The 19019-nt window shown below is 57.5% G+C and carries 21 protein-coding genes; 15 read left to right on the top strand and 6 right to left on the bottom strand.

The window, feature by feature from the left end; translation table 11 throughout:
• Nucleotides 1-36 precede the first annotated feature (36 nt).
• The 4 genes from KTN04_RS01115 (at nucleotide 37) to KTN04_RS01100 (ending at nucleotide 3321) form a co-directional block, all read left to right on the top strand.
• Entirely contained in the window at nucleotides 37-1068 is a 1032-nt protein-coding gene (locus KTN04_RS01115) for an NAD(P)H-dependent glycerol-3-phosphate dehydrogenase (protein ID WP_217333359.1), read from the top strand.
• Nucleotides 1065-1523, top strand: coding sequence for a SixA phosphatase family protein (locus tag KTN04_RS01110; RefSeq protein WP_217333358.1), 459 nt, complete (start codon nucleotides 1065-1067; stop codon nucleotides 1521-1523). The genes KTN04_RS01115 and KTN04_RS01110 overlap by 4 nt, the downstream gene beginning before the upstream one ends.
• 78 nt (nucleotides 1524-1601) lie before the next feature.
• Nucleotides 1602-2465 (top strand): alpha/beta fold hydrolase, encoded by an 864-nt coding sequence (locus KTN04_RS01105; protein WP_217333357.1) that lies wholly within the window; start codon nucleotides 1602-1604, stop codon nucleotides 2463-2465.
• Nucleotides 2466-2469: 4 nt separating this feature from the next.
• Nucleotides 2470-3321, top strand: a complete 852-nt coding sequence (locus KTN04_RS01100) for a DUF4892 domain-containing protein (protein ID WP_217333356.1) — start codon at nucleotides 2470-2472, stop codon at nucleotides 3319-3321.
• 20 nt (nucleotides 3322-3341) lie between these two features.
• Here the strand turns inward: KTN04_RS01100 and folE are convergent, their stop codons facing one another.
• The 3 genes from folE to KTN04_RS01085 form a co-directional block, all read right to left on the bottom strand.
• Nucleotides 3342-3881 (bottom strand): GTP cyclohydrolase I FolE, encoded by a 540-nt coding sequence (gene folE, locus KTN04_RS01095; RefSeq protein ID WP_217333355.1) that lies wholly within the window; start codon nucleotides 3879-3881, stop codon nucleotides 3342-3344.
• Nucleotides 3882-3963: 82 nt separating this feature from the next.
• A complete protein-coding gene (locus tag KTN04_RS01090; protein WP_217333354.1) occupies nucleotides 3964-5031 on the bottom strand; it encodes a PilT/PilU family type 4a pilus ATPase in 1068 nt (355 codons plus the stop codon).
• Between the two features lie 82 nt (nucleotides 5032-5113).
• Entirely contained in the window at nucleotides 5114-5686 is a 573-nt protein-coding gene (locus KTN04_RS01085) for a Smr/MutS family protein (protein ID WP_217333353.1), read from the bottom strand.
• Between the two features lie 68 nt (nucleotides 5687-5754).
• On the opposite strand from KTN04_RS01085, the gene prmB reads away from it, so the two are divergent.
• From prmB to phaR, 7 genes are all read left to right on the top strand, one after another.
• Nucleotides 5755-6672 carry a 50S ribosomal protein L3 N(5)-glutamine methyltransferase gene (gene prmB / locus KTN04_RS01080; protein ID WP_217333352.1) on the top strand — a complete coding sequence of 306 codons (918 nt, stop codon included), beginning with the start codon at nucleotides 5755-5757 and terminating at the stop codon, nucleotides 6670-6672.
• Nucleotides 6673-6720: 48 nt separating this feature from the next.
• Complete coding sequence (aroC, locus tag KTN04_RS01075) at nucleotides 6721-7818, top strand: chorismate synthase (protein ID WP_217333351.1); 1098 nt, start codon at nucleotides 6721-6723, stop codon at nucleotides 7816-7818.
• Nucleotides 7819-8098: 280 nt separating this feature from the next.
• Nucleotides 8099-8596 (top strand): adenosylmethionine decarboxylase, encoded by a 498-nt coding sequence (speD, locus tag KTN04_RS01070; protein ID WP_217333350.1) that lies wholly within the window; start codon nucleotides 8099-8101, stop codon nucleotides 8594-8596.
• Nucleotides 8574-9431 (top strand): polyamine aminopropyltransferase, encoded by an 858-nt coding sequence (gene speE / locus KTN04_RS01065; protein WP_217333349.1) that lies wholly within the window; start codon nucleotides 8574-8576, stop codon nucleotides 9429-9431. The genes speD and speE overlap by 23 nt, the downstream gene beginning before the upstream one ends.
• Before the next feature lie 62 nt (nucleotides 9432-9493).
• On the top strand, nucleotides 9494-10648 hold the full coding sequence (locus tag KTN04_RS01060; protein WP_217333348.1) for an MFS transporter: 1155 nt from the start codon (nucleotides 9494-9496) through the stop codon (nucleotides 10646-10648).
• A 63-nt stretch (nucleotides 10649-10711) separates the two neighbouring features.
• Entirely contained in the window at nucleotides 10712-10966 is a 255-nt protein-coding gene (locus tag KTN04_RS01055; RefSeq protein ID WP_217333347.1) for a DUF6489 family protein, read from the top strand.
• 13 nt (nucleotides 10967-10979) lie between these two features.
• The gene (gene phaR / locus KTN04_RS01050; RefSeq protein ID WP_254262279.1) at nucleotides 10980-11534 is read left to right on the top strand and encodes a polyhydroxyalkanoate synthesis repressor PhaR; all 555 of its coding nucleotides are present in this window, start codon (nucleotides 10980-10982) and stop codon (nucleotides 11532-11534) included.
• A gap of 4 nt (nucleotides 11535-11538) precedes the next feature.
• On the opposite strand, the gene KTN04_RS01045 is transcribed toward phaR, so the two are convergent.
• Genes KTN04_RS01045 through KTN04_RS01035 form a run of 3 tightly spaced genes read right to left on the bottom strand, consistent with a single transcriptional unit; the run spans nucleotide 11539 to nucleotide 14378 of the window.
• Entirely contained in the window at nucleotides 11539-12600 is a 1062-nt protein-coding gene (locus KTN04_RS01045; RefSeq protein ID WP_217333346.1) for an alpha/beta fold hydrolase, read from the bottom strand.
• On the bottom strand, nucleotides 12587-13456 hold the full coding sequence (locus KTN04_RS01040) for a poly(R)-hydroxyalkanoic acid synthase subunit PhaE (protein WP_217333345.1): 870 nt from the start codon (nucleotides 13454-13456) through the stop codon (nucleotides 12587-12589). The genes KTN04_RS01045 and KTN04_RS01040 overlap by 14 nt, the downstream gene beginning before the upstream one ends.
• A 52-nt stretch (nucleotides 13457-13508) precedes the next feature.
• Nucleotides 13509-14378, bottom strand: a complete 870-nt coding sequence (locus tag KTN04_RS01035; protein WP_217333344.1) for a LysR family transcriptional regulator — start codon at nucleotides 14376-14378, stop codon at nucleotides 13509-13511.
• A 150-nt stretch (nucleotides 14379-14528) separates the two neighbouring features.
• Between KTN04_RS01035 and leuC the strand changes: the two genes are divergently transcribed.
• From leuC to asd, 4 genes are all read left to right on the top strand, one after another.
• A complete protein-coding gene (gene leuC / locus KTN04_RS01030) occupies nucleotides 14529-15947 on the top strand; it encodes a 3-isopropylmalate dehydratase large subunit (protein WP_217333343.1) in 1419 nt (472 codons plus the stop codon).
• A gap of 15 nt (nucleotides 15948-15962) precedes the next feature.
• Nucleotides 15963-16610: a 3-isopropylmalate dehydratase small subunit gene (leuD, locus tag KTN04_RS01025; protein WP_217333342.1), complete on the top strand. Its 648-nt coding sequence runs from the start codon at nucleotides 15963-15965 to the stop codon at nucleotides 16608-16610.
• Nucleotides 16611-16636: 26 nt separating this feature from the next.
• Entirely contained in the window at nucleotides 16637-17722 is a 1086-nt protein-coding gene (gene leuB / locus KTN04_RS01020; RefSeq protein ID WP_217333341.1) for a 3-isopropylmalate dehydrogenase, read from the top strand.
• A gap of 115 nt (nucleotides 17723-17837) precedes the next feature.
• Nucleotides 17838-18953 (top strand): aspartate-semialdehyde dehydrogenase, encoded by a 1116-nt coding sequence (gene asd, locus KTN04_RS01015; RefSeq protein WP_217333340.1) that lies wholly within the window; start codon nucleotides 17838-17840, stop codon nucleotides 18951-18953.
• Nucleotides 18954-19019: the final 66 nt, after the last annotated feature.

Raw genomic sequence — 19019 nt, 5'->3', positions numbered from 1 at the left:
GGGCATCGCCCCCGTGCTCAACCCGAGGGAGAGAATATGCAACCTCAGTCCCCTGTGGCCGTCCTGGGCGGTGGCAGCTTTGGTACGGTGCTGGCCAACCTGATGGCCGAAAAGGGCCTTCAGGTTCGTCTGTGGATGCGCAATGCTGCTGCCGTGGACGAGATCAACGAGCAGCGCCGCAATGGGCGTTACCTCCCGGATTGCACGCTGGCGCCGTCCTTGAGTGCGACAACAAGTCTGGAAGATGCCTTGTGTGACGCCGAGGCTGTCTTTATAGCCATTCCTAGCAGTGCCTTTCGCAGTGTGCTCAAGCAGGCATTCCCTTGGCTTAAGCCCGAACAGCTCCTGGTCAGCACGACCAAGGGCATTGAGGCCGGTTCCTTTTGTCTAATGAGTCAAATCATAGAACAGGAGTGCCCTGGTGCCCGAGTGGGTGTGCTCAGTGGACCCAATCTGGCCAAGGAAGTAGCGCAGAAACAGCTGACGGCAACGGTCATTGCCAGTACTGATGCCGAGCTGCGTGAGCGCGTGCAGGCATTGCTGCACTGTTCCTATTTTCGAGTTTACGCCAGCAGTGATACCTATGGTGTTGAACTGGGCGGAACCCTGAAAAATATCTATGCCATTGCCGCGGGGCTGAGTGCTGCGCTAGGGATGGGCGAAAACACTAAAAGCATGCTGATGACGCGGAGCCTGGCCGAGATGAGCCGATTTGCCGTCAGTATGGGGGCTAACCCTTTCACTTTTCTGGGGCTGGCCGGTGTGGGCGATCTGATCGTAACCTGCATGTCGCCCTTGAGCCGCAATTTCCGAGTCGGTTATGCGCTCGGTGAAGGCAAGACCCTTGAGCAGGCTGTCGAGGCGCTGGGTGAAGTAGCCGAAGGGGTCAATACGCTGCGTCTGATAAAGGAAAAGGCGGAGAGTCGCGACATTTACATGCCGCTGGTATCCGGCCTTTATGAAGTGGTCTTCAATCATGCGCCGGTCAAGGAAGTGGCCAGGGGAATGATGCTTAACGTACAAAGTACCGATGTTGAATTCGTTCTGCCGCGTCAGGAAGCGCCATGAAGCTGGTACTGCTGAGGCATGCGCAGGCGGTTCCGGGCGCGGATAATGACCCCCGCCGTTCTCTGACGCAGGTGGGGCTGCATCAGGCTGAGTGCATGCAGGAAAGGCTCACGGGGTTGCTGGGTGATTATGCCGTGCTGAGCAGCCCTTGGCAGCGAGCCATGCATACGGCTGAGCTGCTTCAGGGGAGACAGCATCGGCTTAGTGATGCGCTGATTCCGTCGGGTTCGCCGTTGCGGGCAGGGGAGGTCATGGAGGCTTTTTTTGTGCCTGACACTGATGCTCTTGTCGTCGTGACACATCAGCCGCTGTGTGGTCGGCTTATCAGTTGGCTCTGTGAAGGGCGCCCAGAGCCGCTGGCGGTACAGACCTGCAGCGGTGCGCTTCTGGAACTGGACTGGCCGGCCGCCGGCATGGCAACGCTGGTGCGCTGGCTGGACGAAGCACCGGCATGAGTGGGCGGCCACTCATGCTGTCAAGGCTGTTGTGCAGTGGCGGTTCAATCCGTTTTAAACCTGGGGACGTAACCGATAATGGCAGACGAACTTCGTTTTGAAGTTAATGGTCAGGTCATGGCTGCCCGCGCTTGTGGGCCTGGGGATGGCTTGCCGGTGTTGGCACTGCACGGTTGGCTGGACAATGCAGCGAGCTTTCGGGCGCTGGAGCCACACCTTCAGGGTGTGCGCCTCGTGGCCCTGGACCTGGTCGGTCATGGTTTTTCGGCGCACCGCCCCGAAGCCATGCCGTATTATATTTGGGACAACGTCTCTGATGTGCTTGCTGTGGCCGATGAGCTGGGGTGGAGTCGTTTTCACCTTTTGGGGCACTCTATGGGAGCGGGTGTTTCCGCCTTGCTGGCGGGGGCTATGCCGGACCGTGTATCCAGTCTTGTCATGATTGAAGGACTTGCACCACAGGCCGATGCAGCTGAAGAGCTGCCGGAGAAAATGGCCCTTGCTATTCGGCGTCGGCAGCGTAAGCAGCGTTCTCCGCGTTTGTATCCGACGCTGGAAGCAGCGATCGAGGCGCGCGCCAATGGGCGTTTTCCTGTCACGGAGCAGGCGGCACGTTGGCTGGTTGAGCGGTCTATAGTACATACCGTCAGCGGTTTCAGATGGCGCAGTGACCCGGCATTGGCACTGCCTTCGGTGCTACGGATGTCCGAAGACCAGATACGTGCGTTCTTGCAACGCATCGAAGCCCCAGCCCTGCTGCTCATGGGGACAAACGGTATAGGGACGCCATTGCTCGAGGAGAGAGCTTCCTTGATCATGCAGTTGCAGCGTGAGACGCTGGCAGGCAACCATCATCTGCACATGGAACCAGGGCCAGCTGCAGCAATAGGCAACATCATCAATCGGTTTTATGCGGGGGTTATGCACCTGCGCAAGGAGTAAGCGAATGAAAAGCCTGCTGTTCTTATTGGTAAGCGTGCTGTTGCTGGTGATCTCCCCGGTCAGAGCGCAACAGGAAGCGCTGCCGTTGGGGCTTGATCCCTTTCCCCTGTCGCGCTTGATCAGCCAAGTGGAGCGTGCCGATCCTGATTACCGGCTGATGTTGGGGGGGATTATCAAGATCAATGGCTTGGTGCGCAGTGACCGGGAGCAACGGTTGCAGGCCCAGTTGAACCGGATGACCTGGCAGCTTCCTTCGGGTTATTCGCCGGAAGCCGGTTTCAACTATCTGCGCGAACAGCTGCTGAACAAGGGCGCGGAGGTGCTGTTCGAATGCGCTGGTCGCCAGTGTGGTCCCAGCAATCTCTGGGCCAATGAGATCTTCGGTCAGGCTCGATTGTATGGTGTCGACAGTAGCCAATTTTATGCCGCGCTTACCATGCAGCAGGCGCATGTCGCCATTTACTCTGTACGTCGCGGTAATGGCCGTGTCTATTTGCATCTGGATGTGCTGGAAAACGAAGCGCTGGCATCAACCGAACTGAGCGTTCGCTTGCGCCAGCAGGGGTATGTGGAGCTGCCTGATTGGCCGGACTCGCCGGATCGTACGGTTCAGGCCGTGCTCGAGCTGCAGCGAGAGCTTCCCGCAAGTGAACTCTGGCTGGTGGTGCACTGGCAGGGGCAGGACCTGGATCTGACGCTGCGTCAATCAAAGGAGGCAGCTGCGCGGCTTAAGCGGCTGATTGTGGAAAAGGGCGGTGAAGGCAAGCGGCTGCGCGTGGAGGGCGTTGGTGCATTGGCGCCGAGTGTTCTGGGTGGGCGTCGCCAGGTGGCGGTGGTGGTGCTAAGGGAGGGCTAGGCCCTCCCGCAATGGATCAATCACTTGAGCAGTGACATGAACTCGGCACGGGTAGCCGGGTTGTTACGGAAAGTGCCCAGCATCATGGATGTTTTCATCGATGCGTTCTGCTTTTCCACGCCACGCATCATCATGCACATGTGCTGGGCCTCGATGACAACGGCCACGCCAGCGGCACCGGTCACGGACTGAATGGCTTCCGCAATCTCTTGGGTCATGTTTTCCTGAATCTGCAGGCGGCGAGCATACATGTCGACGATGCGTGCCAGCTTGGATAGCCCCAGTACTTTACCGTTGGGGATGTAGGCCACGTGAGCCTTGCCGATGAAAGGCAGCAGGTGGTGTTCGCACAGCGAGTACAGTTCAATGTTCTGCACTACCACCATTTCGCTGTTGTCCGACGGAAACAGAGCGTTGTTGACGACTTCTTCAAGCGACTGGTTGTAGCCGCGAGTTAGGTAGTTCATCGCCTTTGCGGCCCGTTTGGGGGTGTCTTTCAGCCCTTCGCGGTTCAGGTCCTCTCCGAGCTGTTCAATGATCTGGGCGTAGGCTGTTTCCATCTTGGATCCTCGGTTACTCGACGCGACTGGGTAAAAACGGCGTAAATTACTTGATTATGACACTCGGGTAAAGAGGCTGGGCTTATTGGCCGCCCAGCAATTTGAGCCGCAGGGCGACGTTGTTGCGAGAATCTGCATTTCTGAGCGCCTCTTCCAGGCTGATGCGACCCTGCTGATATAGCCTGAGCAGGTTACTATCGAGCGTGTGCGCGGCATCGCTGCTGCTCTGTTCGATCGCTTCCGCCAGGCGGCTGAATTCACCGCGAGCGATCAGCTTGGCGACATAGGGCGTGTTGATCAGCACCTCCGTGGCGGGAATGAAGTGGCCCGTGTTATCACGTATTAGGCGCAGAGTCACGATCGCCCTCAGGTTCATGGCCAAGTCGGTATTGACCTTGTGATGGCTGCTTTCGGGAAAGAAATTGGCGATATGCTCCACGGCCTGGGTGCTGTTGTTGGCATGCAGGGTCGACAGGCACAAATGCCCGGTTTCCGAATAACGCAGTGCGTGCTCCATGGTGTCCTGATCGCGTATTTCACCAATGACAATGACATCAGGTGCTTCACGCAGGGCGTTCTTCAACGCACTGGTGTATGACAGGGTGTCAACACCGATTTCGCGCTGGTTGATCAGGGATTTTTGGTTGGTATGCAGGTACTCGATCGGGTCTTCAACCGTCAGGATATGACCGGGCATGCGTTGATTGCGATGCTCAATCATCGCCGCCAGGCTGGTTGACTTGCCTGACCCTGTCGCGCCGGCAAGCAGTATCAGCCCGCTGCGCAGCATAACCAGCTTCTTCAGCACAGCAGGCAGGTTAAGGCTTTCCAGTGATGGGATCTGCTGGCGAATCATGCGAATGACCATGGCGGTATTGCCGCGCTGACGGTAGACATTGATTCTGAAGCGGCCGCTATGACTGCTGGCGTGAGCAAAGTTCATTTCCAGTTCCTGCGCGAACTGCTCAACCTGTGCCGGTGTCATAAGGGAACGGGCCAGCGCATCAATGGTTTCGGCTGTCAGCACGTGGTCATCGAGGGGTTTGATGATACCTTCCGTTTTGAGATGAGCGGGCGCCTCGGCACTGAGAAAAAGATCAGAGGCGCCAGTCTCAGCCATTGTGTGCAGATATGCGTCCAGATCGATCATGGCGTTCCTGTTCCGTGACGGGCTGAATGTGGTTTCAGCCCCTGCAGGAAAGGATAGCCGGGATTTTGGGTTATGAGGGGGTTCAGCGGCCGCGCCGCAGCAATACGTACAGTGCCCCTGTGCCGCCGTCACGGGGTTGGGCCGAGCAGAACGCCAGTACCGAATTCAGCTGGCGTAGCCAGTCATTGACGCAGGACTTGAGCAGGGCGGGCTGGCCCGCCTGGGAGTAGGACTTGCCGTGCACCACGATCACGGCTCGCATTTGCTGACGCTCGGCATCCCGGATGAAACCGCTCAGCTCATCGCGTGCCTGCTCCACCGTGTAGCCGTGCAGGTCAAGGCCGGCTTCCCAGGGTACATGGCCTTTGCGCAGTTTCTTGAGCATGCCCATCTGTATGCCTGGTGCAGCAAACAACAGCTCATCATTGGATTCAACGATTTCACTGGCCTCCGATGACAGACCGTCAATGACCTGTTCCAGCTCCTGGGAGGCGGCCGCGCGGCGGTAGAGGGTCGATTCGTCACGTGCAGGCTTCAGGGTCGGCTTGAGCTGTGGCCGCTCGACATGGCGATCATGGCTCAGTGGCGTCACGCCCTGCATGGCACTGTTGAAGTCGAGGTCTTGGTCTAAATCTGTATCAGTTGGATAAGACATGGCGTTCATCGGGGGTTTTCATTAACATAATCGCCTTTATTATAGCGAAACCCATTATCAGGCGATTTATGAAGTCGGATCAAGCCGCAATCACTGAACACCTTGTAACCCTGCGTGATTACATCCGCTGGGCCCTGAGTGAATTCCATCGACATCAGGTGTACTTCGGGCATGGCCATGTCTCGGCCTGGGATGAAGCCTGTCAGCTGGTGCTCAACGCGGTCGACCTGCCCTGGGATACCGACCCGGTCGTGCTGGATGCGCGCCTGACACCGGCAGAACGACTCAAGGTGCTGGGCTACGTGCACCAGCGGGCGGAGCTGCGGCGCCCGTTGCCCTATATTACCGGTGAAGCCTGGTTCATGGGGCTGCCGTTTCATGTGGATGAGCGTGTGCTAATTCCGCGTTCACCCATTGCCGAGCTGATCGATCAGGGGTTCGAGCCTTGGCTGCGCCCCGGTCCGGTTTCCCGCATCCTTGATGTGTGCACCGGCAGCGGCTGCATCGGCATTGCCTGTGCCTTTGCCTTTCCCGAAGCGGAAGTCGACCTGGCCGATATATCCGCTGATGCGCTGGATGTGGCACGTCGCAACATCAGTCGTCATGAACTTGATGATCGCGTGCGCGCTTGTCAGGGCGATCTCTATGCAGCCATAGGGTCTGAACGATATGACCTGATTGTCAGTAACCCGCCATATGTCGATGCCGACGACTTGGCGTCCATGCCTGAAGAATATGGGCATGAGCCGGCACTGGCGCTGGGCTCCGGTCCGGATGGCCTGGATGTTACGCGTCGGATTCTGCGTGAGGCGGCCGAGCATCTGACTGAAGACGGTCTGCTGGTGGTGGAAGTCGGCAACAGCGAAGTGCACCTGATGAGCAGTCTGCCTGAAGTGCCGTTGATCTGGGTGGAGCTTGAGAATGGCGGCAACGGCGTTTTCGTTATTACGGCGGCAGAGCTGCGCGCACACTGTCACTTGTTATGAACCCTGGTGCGGCCGGTCCGTATCCGTTAGCGATAGAGTAGAAGAACCATGTCCGGAAACAGCTTTGGAAAACTGTTTACTGTCACCACTTTCGGCGAAAGCCATGGCCCGGCCCTCGGCTGTATTGTGGATGGCTGCCCCCCCGGGGTCGAGCTGAGTGAGGCCGATCTACAAGCGGATCTTGATCGTCGCAAGCCGGGAACGTCGCGCCATACCACCCAGCGTCGCGAGCCAGACGAAGTCCGTATTCTCTCCGGGGTGTTCGAGGGGCGTACAACCGGAACGTCCATCGGTCTGCTGATCGAGAATACTGATCAGCGATCCAAGGATTACTCCAATATCGCCGAAACCTTCCGCCCGGCGCATGCCGACTATGTGTACTCACACAAGTACGGTTTCCGTGACTACCGTGGTGGCGGGCGCTCATCTGCCCGTGAAACGGCCATGCGCGTGGCAGCGGGTGCCATTGCCAAGAAAGTGCTGGCGGCCAAGGGCGTGACTGTGCGCGGTTACCTGTCCCAGCTAGGGCCGGTGGCAATTGATCCGGCGCGTTTTGACTGGGATCAGGTGAATCAGAACCCGTTCTTTTCGCCGGATGCCCGTGCGGCCGAGGACATGGCGGAGTACATGGATGCACTGCGCAAGGAGGGTGACTCCATTGGCGCACGCATCTCGGTACAGGCCAGCGGCGTGCCGGTAGGGCTGGGCGAGCCTATTTTCGATCGTCTGGACGCCGACCTTGCCCATGCACTGATGAGCATCAACGCAGTGAAGGGGGTCGAAATCGGTGACGGTTTTGCCGTGGTCAACCAGAAGGGGACTGAGCACCGGGATGAGATGACGCCGGAAGGCTTTCTCTCGAACCATGCCGGCGGCATCCTGGGCGGTATCTCGACCGGTCAGGTGATCGAAGCGCACATTGCACTCAAGCCAACTTCCAGCCTGCGTTTGCCGGGGCGCAGCATCAATGCGTCCGGTGAAGAGATCGAGGTGGTTACCAAGGGGCGCCATGATCCCTGTGTCGGTATTCGTGCCACGCCTATTGCTGAAGCGATGATGGCAATTGTGCTGCTGGATCATCTGCTGCGTCACCGTGGTCAGAACGCTGACGTGAAAACCGATCTGCCGGTGCTCAAGCAGCTGTAACAAGTGACGACGGCGGTGCTTGTTGCGCGGTATTGTTTTTTTCGTTCAGGGCGTATTTTTTTGCTTGAATTCTGTCCATAACGCAGTTTAAATGCGGCAGTTTTCGTAAAGTCCCAACCCTTTGGGGTGTGCCGGTTTCAGGGAGCGGTATTGGCGGTGTCGAAAGATACCTTTGGCCAGTGCCTGAAAGTCGCTCCAGCATGAGCCGAGTACCGCCTGAAAGGTTGGGATTTTGTTTTTTGAACTCTGTGTCAGCACAGACTTGTCTGGAGTGACCCCCATGCAAGAAACGATAGACCTGGCGTCCGACGTGATCGACCAAGAGGCTGCAGGCAGTGTTGCCGATTGGCCCGCCTATACCCAGGGCGATGACGATGAACGTCTGGACTTTTTCATTGAGCGTGACGGCCACCGTTACGCCGGTACGCATCTGATCATTGATCTGCGTGGTGCTTCACGCCTGGATGATCTTGAAGTGATGGAAAAAGCCCTGCGTGACTCGATCAAAGCGGCCAAGGCAACACTGCTGCATATTCACCTGCATCATTTTACACCCAACGGTGGTATTTCCGGGGTGGCGGTACTGGCCGAATCACATATCAGCGTGCACACCTGGCCCGAGCGTAACTTTGCGGCCTTTGATGTCTTCATGTGTGGCGAATCCGAGCCTGCCAAGGCAGTTCCGGTTCTGGAAACGGCTTTTGCACCGAGTGAAGTGAATGTACAAGAAATCCTGCGTGGCAAGGTGAGCATTGATGACGACGACTACCTATCTTGAGAAGCTGTACACCAGTTACGGTCAGAATTTTCGCGTTGATGAAGTGCTGTTTGAGCATCGCACCGATCATCAAGAGCTGATCATCTTCCGCAACGAAGAGTTCGGCACCGTGATGGCGCTGGACGGGATCATTCAGACGACTGAGCGTGACGAGTTCATCTACCATGAAATGATGACGCACGTGCCGATTCTGGCCCATGGCCATGCCGCGCGAGTGCTGATCATCGGCGGCGGTGACGGCGGCATTCTGCGTGAGGTCTTGCGCCACGACAGTGTTGAGCATGTGACCCAGGTCGAAATCGATCAGGCTGTTATTGATATGTGCAAACAGTACCTGCCGAACCATTCAGCCGGTGCTTTTGAGGATGCGCGCGCCAATATCGTGATTGCCGATGGTGTCGAGTTTGTCAGCGAGTGCGCCGAGACGTTCGACGTGATCATTTCCGATTGCACCGATCCCGTGGGCCCTGGAGAAGTCCTCTTCTCCAGCCGTTTCTATGAAGGCTGTAAACGCTGCCTGACACCCGGTGGCGTGTTCGTGGCCCAGAACGGCGTGGCGTTCATGCAGCCGGACGAGTTGGTCACTACCCGTCGACGCCTGGGGCCCTATGTGGCTGACCAGTCATTCTACACGGCGGCGGTTCCCACCTATGTGGGCGGTGTCATGGCGTTTGCCTGGGGCAGCGACAATGCGGACCTGCGCCAGCAGGGCGTGTCCGAGATCGAAGCCCGCTTCGAACGCAGCGGCATAGAGACGCGTTACTACACGCCGGCGCTGCATGTTGCCAGCTTTGCCCTGCCGCAGTATGTTAACAAGGCGCTTGAATCCGCGTAATTCGGTTTTTGGTCAATGCCTTGCAAGCCGGCCTTGAGCCGGCTTTTTCATATCAGGACCCTATGCCCTATATTCGCCTTTCCGGTTTCTACCTGTTCTATTTTGCCCTGCTGGGCACGCTGTTGCCGTACTGGTCACTGTACCTTCAGTCGCTGGGCTTTTCCGCCGTCACTATTGGCTGGCTAATGGGTATTCTGCATGTTTCACGGGTGCTGGCGCCCAATCTTTGGGGTTGGCTGGCCGACATCACTGGCCGGCGGTTACGGATCATTCGGCTGGGGGCGTTGGCCAGTTGGCTATGTTTCGCACTGATCTTCTGGCAGCAGGGTGCGGTCGGCATTGCGCTGGTGATGGCGGCCTTCAGTTTCTTCTGGAATGCAGTGCTGCCACAGTTCGAGGTTGTTACGCTGGGGCACCTGGGCGAAAACAGGCGCCAGTACAGCCGCATTCGACTTTGGGGTTCCGTCGGTTTTATTTTGGCTGTAGTGCTGGTTGGTCCATTACTGGATATGATGTCCGTGGCGCTGGTGCCGTTCGTGGTATTCATAATCATGATCCTGATCTGGTTGAGCACGTTGCTGATCCCCGCGGGGCCGCTGGTCTCAGCCGAAGCTGCGGCGTCAGTCGAACGGCTTGCACCCGTGCTGAAACAACCTCAGGTGCTGGTCTTTTTCCTGGTCTGTTTTCTGGTGCAGCTTGGACACGGGCCTTATTACACCTTCTACAGTGTGCTGCTGGAAGGGCTGGGCTACAGCCGCGGTGAAATTGGGCTGCTGTGGGCGCTGGGGGTGGTCGCGGAAGTGTTGTTGTTTGCGGTTATGCCACGCCTATTGGGTCGTTTTTCCCTGCGTATCATCCTGTTGATCAGCCTGGTGCTCTGTGTGGTGCGCTGGGGGCTTACGGCGGGAATGCCCGAGCAGTTGGGTTGGATGCTGCTGGCGCAGACCCTACACGCCGCAACCTTTGGCAGCTTGCACGCCGTTGGGATTGCGCTGGTGCAGCACTACTTCACCCCGAATACACAAGGGCGCGGGCAGGCGCTGTTTTCCAGTCTTGGATTTGGTGCGGGTGGTGCGCTGGGGGCGGTAGCGGCCGGTCAGCTCTGGAGTAGTATGGGCGTTATGACATTTGCACTGGCGTCACTGGTCTCAGTGCTGGCGTTTGTGCTGGCCTTGATCTGGATATATCCGCAAAGATATCGACCTTCAGGGTGCTGAGGTTGTTTTGAGGTGCCATTGCTATAGTATGAATTGAAAATGGATGACTAAGGGTGGCGTCAGATGAATTTCAGAATTGATATTGAAATGACACCCGAAGAGCTGCGCCGGGCGCTGGGTCTTCCGGATGTGTCCGGGCTGCAGCAGGATATGATCGATAAGGTGAGAGAGCAGATGGAGTCGGGTGCCGAAGGCTATGATCCGCTGACGTTGCTCAAGCCTTACCTTAACAGTGGTATCGGTTCGATGGACGCCTTTCAGAAACTGGTTTTCGGCATGATGAACCAGTATGGCAAGGGCGGTCGTGACGCCGACTGAATGGAACATTTGGATGAGTCAGAGTGGAGCAGGAGAATCGGCCGTGCGGATTCTGCGCAAGTATACCAACCGTCGCTTGTATGACACCTCACGCAGTTGCTATGTCACCCTTGAGGACGTGAAGCAGCTGGTGCTTAACGGTGAAAAGTTTCAGGTGCAGGATTCCAAGACCGGGAATGACCTGACCCGCAACATCCTGCTGCAGATCATCAGTGAGCAGGAAGCCGAAGGTCATGGCACGCTGTTGACCAACCAGGTGCTGCAGCAGTTGATCCGTTTCTATGGCGATAGCATGCAGGGCATGATGAGCCAGTACCTTGAGCAGAGCATTGCGGCCTTTCTGGAGCATCAGGACCGCATTCGTGAGCAGATGCAAACCATGATGGGGGTCGCCAACCCGCTCACCATGATGGGACATATTGCCGATCAAAATATGGCGGTCTGGAACATGTTTTCGCAGCGACCGGAAGAAGAGGCGGGTCGATCCGATGCAGACCAGGACGATACTGCCGCTGAATCCGGACCTGAGCCGGAACCGTCAAAGTCATCCGGCAAGACGGATACCTGAGCTCTTATTCATCGCGTACCCGCAACCAGGCGGCAATGGTGGCGGGTAGCTCCTCCAGTGCCCTGCGACCGTTCAGCATGCCGATATGGCCAGCCTTGAGCGCGAGCTCAGTGTAATCTTTGCCCTGCAGAAGCTGTCGTGCTGCGGTGGTGCTTTGTGGTGGCACCAGAGTGTCCTCTGTACCATAGAGATTCAGTAGTGGCGGCTGTAGCGCAGCCAGGCGATGGGTCTGACCACAGATAGAAAACCCTTGCGGGTCCATTAGAGCATTGTCACGGAAAAACAGCTGTACGAACTCCTCCAATGCCGTTCCGGCCAAGTCAGGACAGTCCTGCAACCACTGCTCCATTAAAAGAAAGTGTTCCGCATTGTCACCGCTCAGATGTGCATGCGCACTCAAGCGTTTGCCGGCTGTCAGTTGCAGTGGCTGTAGCTGAGTGAAAAATTCATTCAGTAGGGGGCCTGGCAGGTTGCCGTAGGTGGTCTGAGCCAGTCCGGTGTCGATGTGACGACTAAGACGGTTGAGGCGGAAGTGGTGCGGATCGGTATCAAAAGGTGTCACCAGCGTGATCAGATTGCGTACCCGGTGTGCGAAAGCCAGGCTGTAGCAGAGGCTGAGAACGCCGCCTTGACATACCCCCATCAGATTCACCTTTGAGCGTTGGCTGTGGCGGCATGCTTGCTCGACGCAAAGGTCCAGCTTCTCATCCAGATAATCATCAAGACTCAGGTAACGGTCGCTGCGTTGAGGGGTACCCCAGTCGATCAGGTAAACATCGATGCCCTGATCCTGCAGGCGTGCAATCATGGAGCGCTGTCGGCTGAGGTCGAGAATATAGGGGCGGTTGACCAGCGCATAGCAGATCAGCAAGGGGGTGTGGAGACGACGTCGTGTGGTGGCGTTGAAATGCAGCAAGCGCATTCGTCCGCTCTGAAATATCAGGGTGTGCGGGCTATGTCGGTGGTGTACGCGGCGATTGCTCTCGCAGTTGGCACTGTCAGCGTTGTTGCGGCGACGATCAATCTGCTGCCGTGCACGGGCAGGGTCAAGCTTAACGTGGTTCATGCGCGTCCTTGTGGTCAGCGGCAGTTGTCAGTGCCGCCATTCGGCGCTCAAGGAGGCGGACGCGGCGCCGCAGGGCGTGATGCTCAGCGCTGAGTTCGTCATACTGTGTCAATGTGACCAGGCCGGCACCGGCATACATGCGGTCCAGCCATTGCTGCCAGTCGTGTCGTAACTGCATGGCGGTGTTGCAGATGCCACCCAGTGCTCGTGTGTACTCATCGGTAGCGGACTGTTCGCTGAATGTCTGTTGGTGTGTTTCAACCCAGAGTCCGTGCAGGGATTCAAGGTCGTTTACCGGCAGTTCGGCAAGGCGCGCTTTGAAGGCTGTCAGCGCCGAGGCGTTGATTTGCTGTAACTGGGACAGATAGGTTGTGCGGGCCTGTTCAAAGGATGCCAGGCGTGTCAAGAGTTGTTGCAGCGGCGCCAGGCGCGCGGGGGCAAGAGTATCGCTCAGTGTGTCCAGCAGGCGCTGGCCCAGCTCGATCAGGCTGCGCAGTGCTGTTGCGCTGCCGGCTGTCTCAGGCGCATATACCAGCAGAGCGGCCAGTAGTTGTTCGGGCAGTGTCCAGCCGTGCCAGACCCAGTCCAGGCTGAGCTGGTCCAGATGATGTTGATAAGCGGTCATCAAGTGGTCGATTTCCAGCTCTGCGTTGCCAGAGTCCAGTTGCAGCAGCTGCTCGCCGAAGCGGCAAAAGTGTTCACTCTGGCGGGTAAGGCGAAACAGCAGATCATCCAGTACCGGGTTGATGGCACCCGGGGAGTGCGGCTGACGGGGTTTGTCCGGTTTGGCGTTGCCCTGATGCTGCTCCAGCTGTTCAAGCCACTGGCGCATCATGTGCAGAAAGTCTTCGGTCACGGGCATCTCCAAGTACTGGGGGGCTTTGATCTTAAACCATGCCTGGCGGTTATTAAATGTCTGTTGCCAGCAGTGTCAGCAGCTCGCCGGCTGCGTTGCTCAGGGTGCGGTCACGGTGGTGGATATACCCCAGGGGGCGATCGATCGGCTCCGAGCCCGTATTCAGCGTGACCAGCTGGTCATCAATCATGGTTTCGGGCAGCAAACTCCAGCCCAGTCCGATGCTGACCATCATGCGGATGGTGTCCAAGTAGTCGGTGCTCATGCCCAGCGTGAGTTCAAGGCCCTGGCGAGCCAGTTGTTGGCGCACGCGTTGGTGGGTAAAGGTATCGGGGCCAGGCAGAATGGCTGGGTAGCGGCTGAGAGCACTCAGGTCGGGTTCAGTGCTGGTCGCCAACGGATGGTTGCGGCCCACGACATATTGCAAGCGGTCAGTCCAGACGGTGCGCGAGCAGATGCGTGCATCCTGCTCGGGAGCCAAGGTAATCAGGGCCAGCTCCAGTTCGCCACGCAAGACACCCTCGTAGGCAACCTCGGAGGCGGCGAACTGTAGGTCCAGCTCTACAGCGGGGAATCGCTCTACGAACGTCTTCAATATCGGCGGCAGGCGGTGCAGGCTGATGTGATGACTGGTGGCCAAGGCCAAGCGTCCGCCGATATGGCCCGACAGGTTGCCGATCATGCGCTCGGCGTCTTCCATGGAAGCCAGAATCTCGCGTGCCTTGGGCAGCAGGGCGAGCCCGGCTTCCGTCAGCATGACCTGGCGACCAATGCGATCGAACAAGCGGCAACTCAACTGGGTTTCCAGCAGTGCGATACGCTTGCTGACGGCCGACTGTGTCAGAAACAACAACTGTGCCGCGTGTGAAAAGGAGCCCGTATCGGCAACGGTTACGAAGGCGTGCAGGCCGGCGGTGTCCATGTCAGATCCCGTGTTCAGCGTGTGATGAAAGTCTAGCTATTCCTTGACGGAATTCAAAACATAAAAATTATGAATTTGTTTATCGCGCAGCCCTGCTCTAGGATAGCCTCATTCGCCATGAGACCGGATGAACACAAAGGGGAGAGCAACATGGCCGCAAAAACCTTATATGACAAGCTCTGGGACGCCCATTTGGTGCGCCAGAACGAAGACGGCAGTGCGCTGATCTACATCGATCGTCAGATTCTGCACGAAGTGACCTCGCCGCAGGCATTCGAAGGCCTGCGTTTGGCCGGCCGCAAGCCCTGGCGCATTGACGCCAACCTGGCCACGCCTGACCACAACGTACCGACCACCGAGCGTGCCGGCGGTGTGGACGAGATCGTTGACCCGGTGTCCCGCATCCAGGTTAAAACACTGGACGCCAACTGTGACGAATTCGGCATTACCGAGTTCAAGATGAACGATCAGCGCCAGGGTATCGTTCACGTGGTCGGTCCTGAGCAGGGCATGACGCTGCCGGGTACCACAGTTGTGTGTGGCGACTCCCATACCTCCACGCACGGCGCTTTTGGTGCGCTGGCGCACGGCATCGGCACGTCCGAAGTCGAGCATGTGCTGGCGACCCAGTGCCTGATTGCCAAAAAAATGAAGAATATGCTGGTGCGTGTCGATGGTGAGCTGGGCGCAGGTGTTACAGCCAAGGATGTGGTGCTGCACATCATCGGTGTGATCGGCACCGCCGGCGGTACCGGCTATGCCATCGAGTTTGGCGGCAGTGCTATCCGCTCCATCTCCATGGAAGGTCGCATGACCATCTGTAACATGGCGATTGAAGCGGGTGCACGTGTGGGGCTGGTTGCCGTGGATGACACGACAATCGAATATTTCCGTGGCCGTCCATTCTCGCCCAGCGCAGAGCAGTGGGATGCTGCAGCGGCTGCATGGAAAGAACTGGTATCCGATGAGGGCGCCCAGTTCGATACCGTCGTCGAGATTAAGGCGGAAGAGATCCAGCCGCAGGTGACTTGGGGCACGTCACCGGAAATGGTGGCACCGATCAATGCGCTGGTGCCGAACCCGGATGCGGAAAGCGATCCGGTCAAGGCCGACGGTATTCGTCGTGCATTGCAGTACATGGGGCTGGAGGCCGATCAGAAGATTACCGATATTCAGTTGGATCGCGTATTTATCGGTTCCTGCACCAACTCCCGCATTGAAGACTTGCGCGCGGCTGCCGAGGTAGTTAAAGGTCGCAAGGTTGCGGCCAACGTCAAGCAGGCGCTGGTGGTGCCGGGTTCCGGTCTGGTCAAGGCGCAGGCGGAAGCCGAAGGCCTGGACAAGGTCTTTATCGAAGCCGGGCTTGAGTGGCGTGAGCCGGGGTGTTCCATGTGTCTGGCGATGAACCCGGATAAGTTGGGTCAGGGCGAACACTGTGCGTCCACCTCCAACCGTAACTTCGAGGGCCGTCAGGGCTTCGGTGGTCGTACTCACCTGGTCAGCCCAGCCATGGCGGCTGCGGCCGCGGTGACCGGCCATTTCACCGATGTTCGTGAATTGATGCAGTAAGACGGGGAGAGCAAAATGAGAAAATTTACCCAGCATACCGGTATTGCTGCACCGCTGGATCGTGCCAATGTCGATACCGACATGATCATTCCAAAGCAGTTTCTGAAGTCGATCAAGCGTGCGGGCTTCGGTCCCAACCTGTTCGATGAGCTGCGTTACCTGGACGAGGGACAGCCGGATCAGGATTGTGCCAACCGTCCGCTCAACCCGGACTTCGTTTTGAACCAGGCGCGCTACCAAGGCACGAGTGTCCTGCTGGCGCGTGAGAACTTTGGCTGTGGTTCCAGTCGTGAGCATGCGCCCTGGGCGCTGGATGATTTCGGTATTCGTGCCGTGATCGCACCGAGTTTTGCGGATATCTTCTACAACAACTGCTTCAAAAACGGTCTGCTGCCGATCGTGCTGCCGGAAGCGCAGGTTGATCAGCTGTTCAAGGAAGTAGAAGCCAGCGAAGGCTATGAGCTGACCGTAGATCTGGAGCGTCAGGTTGTGGTGACGCCTTCGGGTGAAGCGTTTGCGTTTGAAGTCGATAACTTCCGCAAACACTGTCTGCTGAATGGCCTGGACGATATTGGCCTCACCCTGCAGCATGCCGACGAAATCAAGGCTTACGAGGCGCGCCGTCGCCAGGAAGCCCCCTGGCTGTTTGATGCGATCAAATAATCCGTACTGAATTCAAGGAAAAACCGATGAGCAAAAAAAATGTAGTGGTATTGCCGGGTGACGGCATTGGTCCTGAGATCGTGACCGAAGCGTGCAAGGTGCTGGAGCTGATCAACGAGCGCCATGGCCTGGGTCTGGAGATCAATGAAGCACTGGTGGGTGGTGCGGCCATTGATGCGACCGGCGTTCCCCTGCCGGATGAAACGCTGGCGGCGTGTCAAGCCGCTGATGCTATTTTGCTGGGTGCCGTGGGCGGCCCCAAGTGGGATACCAACCCGGATTTCGCCATTCGTCCGGAGAAGGGTCTGCTGGGTATCCGTTCTCAGCTGGAACTGTTCGGCAACCTGCGTCCGGCCATTCTGTACCCGCAGCTGGCACACGCGTCCACACTGAAACCGGAAGTGGTGTCCGGTCTGGATATCCTGATCGTGCGTGAATTGACCGGTGGTATCTACTTTGGTCAGCCACGCGGTATTCGCGAGAAGGACGGTGGCATCCGTGAAGGCTTCAACACCTACGTGTATGACGAGAACGAAATCCGCCGCATCGGGCGCGTGGCGTTTGAAGCGGCCCGCGCCCGTGGCAAACGCCTGTGCTCCGTCGACAAGGCCAACGTACTGGAAGTGACCGTACTGTGGCGCGAGATCATGGAAGAACTGTCCAAGGAGTATCCGGATGTCGAGCTGAGTCACATGTACGTGGACAACGCTGCCATGCAGCTGGTACGTGCGCCGAAGCAGTTCGACGTGGTCGTAACCGGCAACATGTTCGGTGATATTCTATCCGATGCCGCGGCTATGCTGACCGGCTCCATCGGCATGCTGCCGTCCGCTTCGCTGGACGAAAACGGCAAGGGTATGTACGAGCCCTGCCATGGTTCTGCGCCGGATATTGCGGGTCAGGGCAAGGCCAATCCGTTGGCAACCATCCTCTCAGTCGCTATGATGTTGCGTTACTCGCTGAATGCAGGCGAAGCCGCAGACGAGATTGAAGCGGCTGTCAGCAAGGTGCTGGACCAGAATCTGCGCACGCCGGACATCATGTCCGAAGGTATGCAGGCCGTCAGCACCGTCGAAATGGGTGATGCAGTAATCGCCGCACTCAAGGCGTGATACTGCTGCTCTTTGAGGGGAGCACTCATGGCGGCGGGTATTCGGCTGATCCGAATATCCGCCGTGTCGTATTCAGAGTTTCGTTTTACAGCTAATTATATATTTGGGGGCACGAATGAAGCGTGTAGGTTTTGTAGGCTGGCGTGGCATGGTCGGCTCAGTTCTGATGCAGCGCATGCTGGAAGAGAACGACTTCAACCATATTGCCGAGCCGGTTTTCTTCACCACTTCTCAGGCAGGAGCAGCGGGTCCCGACATCGGCAAGGATATTCCGGCATTAAAAGATGCACGTGATATCAATGAATTGAAGCAGATGGACGCGATCGTTTCCTGTCAGGGCGGTGACTACACCAATGAAGTGTTCCAGGCGCTGCGTGAGTCTGGCTGGGATGGTTACTGGATTGATGCAGCCTCCACGCTGCGTATGTCCGATGACAGCCTGATCGTGCTGGATCCGGTCAACATGGATGTAATCGAGCAGGGCATCGATGCCGGCATCAAGAACTTTGTCGGCGGCAACTGTACTGTATCCCTGATGCTGATGGGCTTGGGTGGCCTGTTCAAGGCGGGGCAGGTCGAATGGATCTCTTCTATGACCTACCAGGCAGCATCCGGTGCCGGTGCCAAGAACATGCGTGAGCTGATTACCCAGATGGGTCAGATTCATGCCGGTTCTGAAGCGTTGCTGGCTGATCCGGCATCGGCCATTCTGGATATCGATCGTCAGGTAGTTGAAACCATGCGTGGCGATGCTTTCGCAACCGATAATTTCGGTGTGCCGCTGGCGGGCTCTCTTATCCCGTGGATCGACAAGGCCGTGGCCGATGGTCAGAGCAAAGAAGAGTGGAAAGGCTTCGTTGAAACCAACAAGATTCTTGGTCTGTCCAATAACCCGATCCCGATTGATGGCACCTGTGTTCGCATTGGCGCCATGCGCTGCCACAGCCAGGCTTTCACCATCAAGTTGAAGCAGGATCTGCCGCTGGACGAGATCGAGCAGATGATTGCAGAAGCCAACGATTGGGCCAGCGTAGTTCCGAATGAGCGTGATGCCACCATCAGCGACCTGTCACCGACCAAAGTGACGGGTACTCTGAGCGTACCCGTGGGCCGTCTGCGTAAAATGAAAATGGGCCCCGATTATCTGAATGCCTTCAGCGTCGGCGATCAGTTGCTGTGGGGTGCGGCCGAGCCGTTGCGCCGCATGCTGCGAATTCTTATCGAGCGCTGATTGGCGCTTTAATGTACCACTCCCTCAGCCCGGCGTTTGTCCGGGCTGTTTTGCTTTGTGAGACTT

The sequence above is a fragment of the Marinobacterium weihaiense genome (assembly GCF_019061305.1).
Taxonomy (GTDB): domain Bacteria; phylum Pseudomonadota; class Gammaproteobacteria; order Pseudomonadales; family Balneatricaceae; genus Marinobacterium; species Marinobacterium weihaiense.
This window is presented reverse-complemented; position numbering and strand designations above follow the sequence as displayed.

Coding starts and splice junctions, on each gene's coding strand:
- KTN04_RS01115 (WP_217333359.1), top strand. CDS start 37: ATGCAACCTCAGTCCCCTGTGGCCGTCCTGGGCGGTGGCAGCTTTGGT.
- KTN04_RS01110 (WP_217333358.1), top strand. CDS start 1,065: ATGAAGCTGGTACTGCTGAGGCATGCGCAGGCGGTTCCGGGCGCGGAT.
- KTN04_RS01105 (WP_217333357.1), top strand. CDS start 1,602: ATGGCAGACGAACTTCGTTTTGAAGTTAATGGTCAGGTCATGGCTGCC.
- KTN04_RS01100 (WP_217333356.1), top strand. CDS start 2,470: ATGAAAAGCCTGCTGTTCTTATTGGTAAGCGTGCTGTTGCTGGTGATC.
- folE (WP_217333355.1), bottom strand. CDS start 3,881: ATGGAAACAGCCTACGCCCAGATCATTGAACAGCTCGGAGAGGACCTG.
- KTN04_RS01090 (WP_217333354.1), bottom strand. CDS start 5,031: ATGATCGATCTGGACGCATATCTGCACACAATGGCTGAGACTGGCGCC.
- KTN04_RS01085 (WP_217333353.1), bottom strand. CDS start 5,686: ATGTCTTATCCAACTGATACAGATTTAGACCAAGACCTCGACTTCAAC.
- prmB (WP_217333352.1), top strand. CDS start 5,755: ATGAAGTCGGATCAAGCCGCAATCACTGAACACCTTGTAACCCTGCGT.
- aroC (WP_217333351.1), top strand. CDS start 6,721: ATGTCCGGAAACAGCTTTGGAAAACTGTTTACTGTCACCACTTTCGGC.
- speD (WP_217333350.1), top strand. CDS start 8,099: ATGCAAGAAACGATAGACCTGGCGTCCGACGTGATCGACCAAGAGGCT.
- speE (WP_217333349.1), top strand. CDS start 8,574: ATGACGACGACTACCTATCTTGAGAAGCTGTACACCAGTTACGGTCAG.
- KTN04_RS01060 (WP_217333348.1), top strand. CDS start 9,494: ATGCCCTATATTCGCCTTTCCGGTTTCTACCTGTTCTATTTTGCCCTG.
- KTN04_RS01055 (WP_217333347.1), top strand. CDS start 10,712: ATGAATTTCAGAATTGATATTGAAATGACACCCGAAGAGCTGCGCCGG.
- phaR (WP_254262279.1), top strand. CDS start 10,980: ATGAGTCAGAGTGGAGCAGGAGAATCGGCCGTGCGGATTCTGCGCAAG.
- KTN04_RS01045 (WP_217333346.1), bottom strand. CDS start 12,600: ATGAACCACGTTAAGCTTGACCCTGCCCGTGCACGGCAGCAGATTGAT.
- KTN04_RS01035 (WP_217333344.1), bottom strand. CDS start 14,378: ATGGACACCGCCGGCCTGCACGCCTTCGTAACCGTTGCCGATACGGGC.
- leuC (WP_217333343.1), top strand. CDS start 14,529: ATGGCCGCAAAAACCTTATATGACAAGCTCTGGGACGCCCATTTGGTG.
- leuD (WP_217333342.1), top strand. CDS start 15,963: ATGAGAAAATTTACCCAGCATACCGGTATTGCTGCACCGCTGGATCGT.
- leuB (WP_217333341.1), top strand. CDS start 16,637: ATGAGCAAAAAAAATGTAGTGGTATTGCCGGGTGACGGCATTGGTCCT.
- asd (WP_217333340.1), top strand. CDS start 17,838: ATGAAGCGTGTAGGTTTTGTAGGCTGGCGTGGCATGGTCGGCTCAGTT.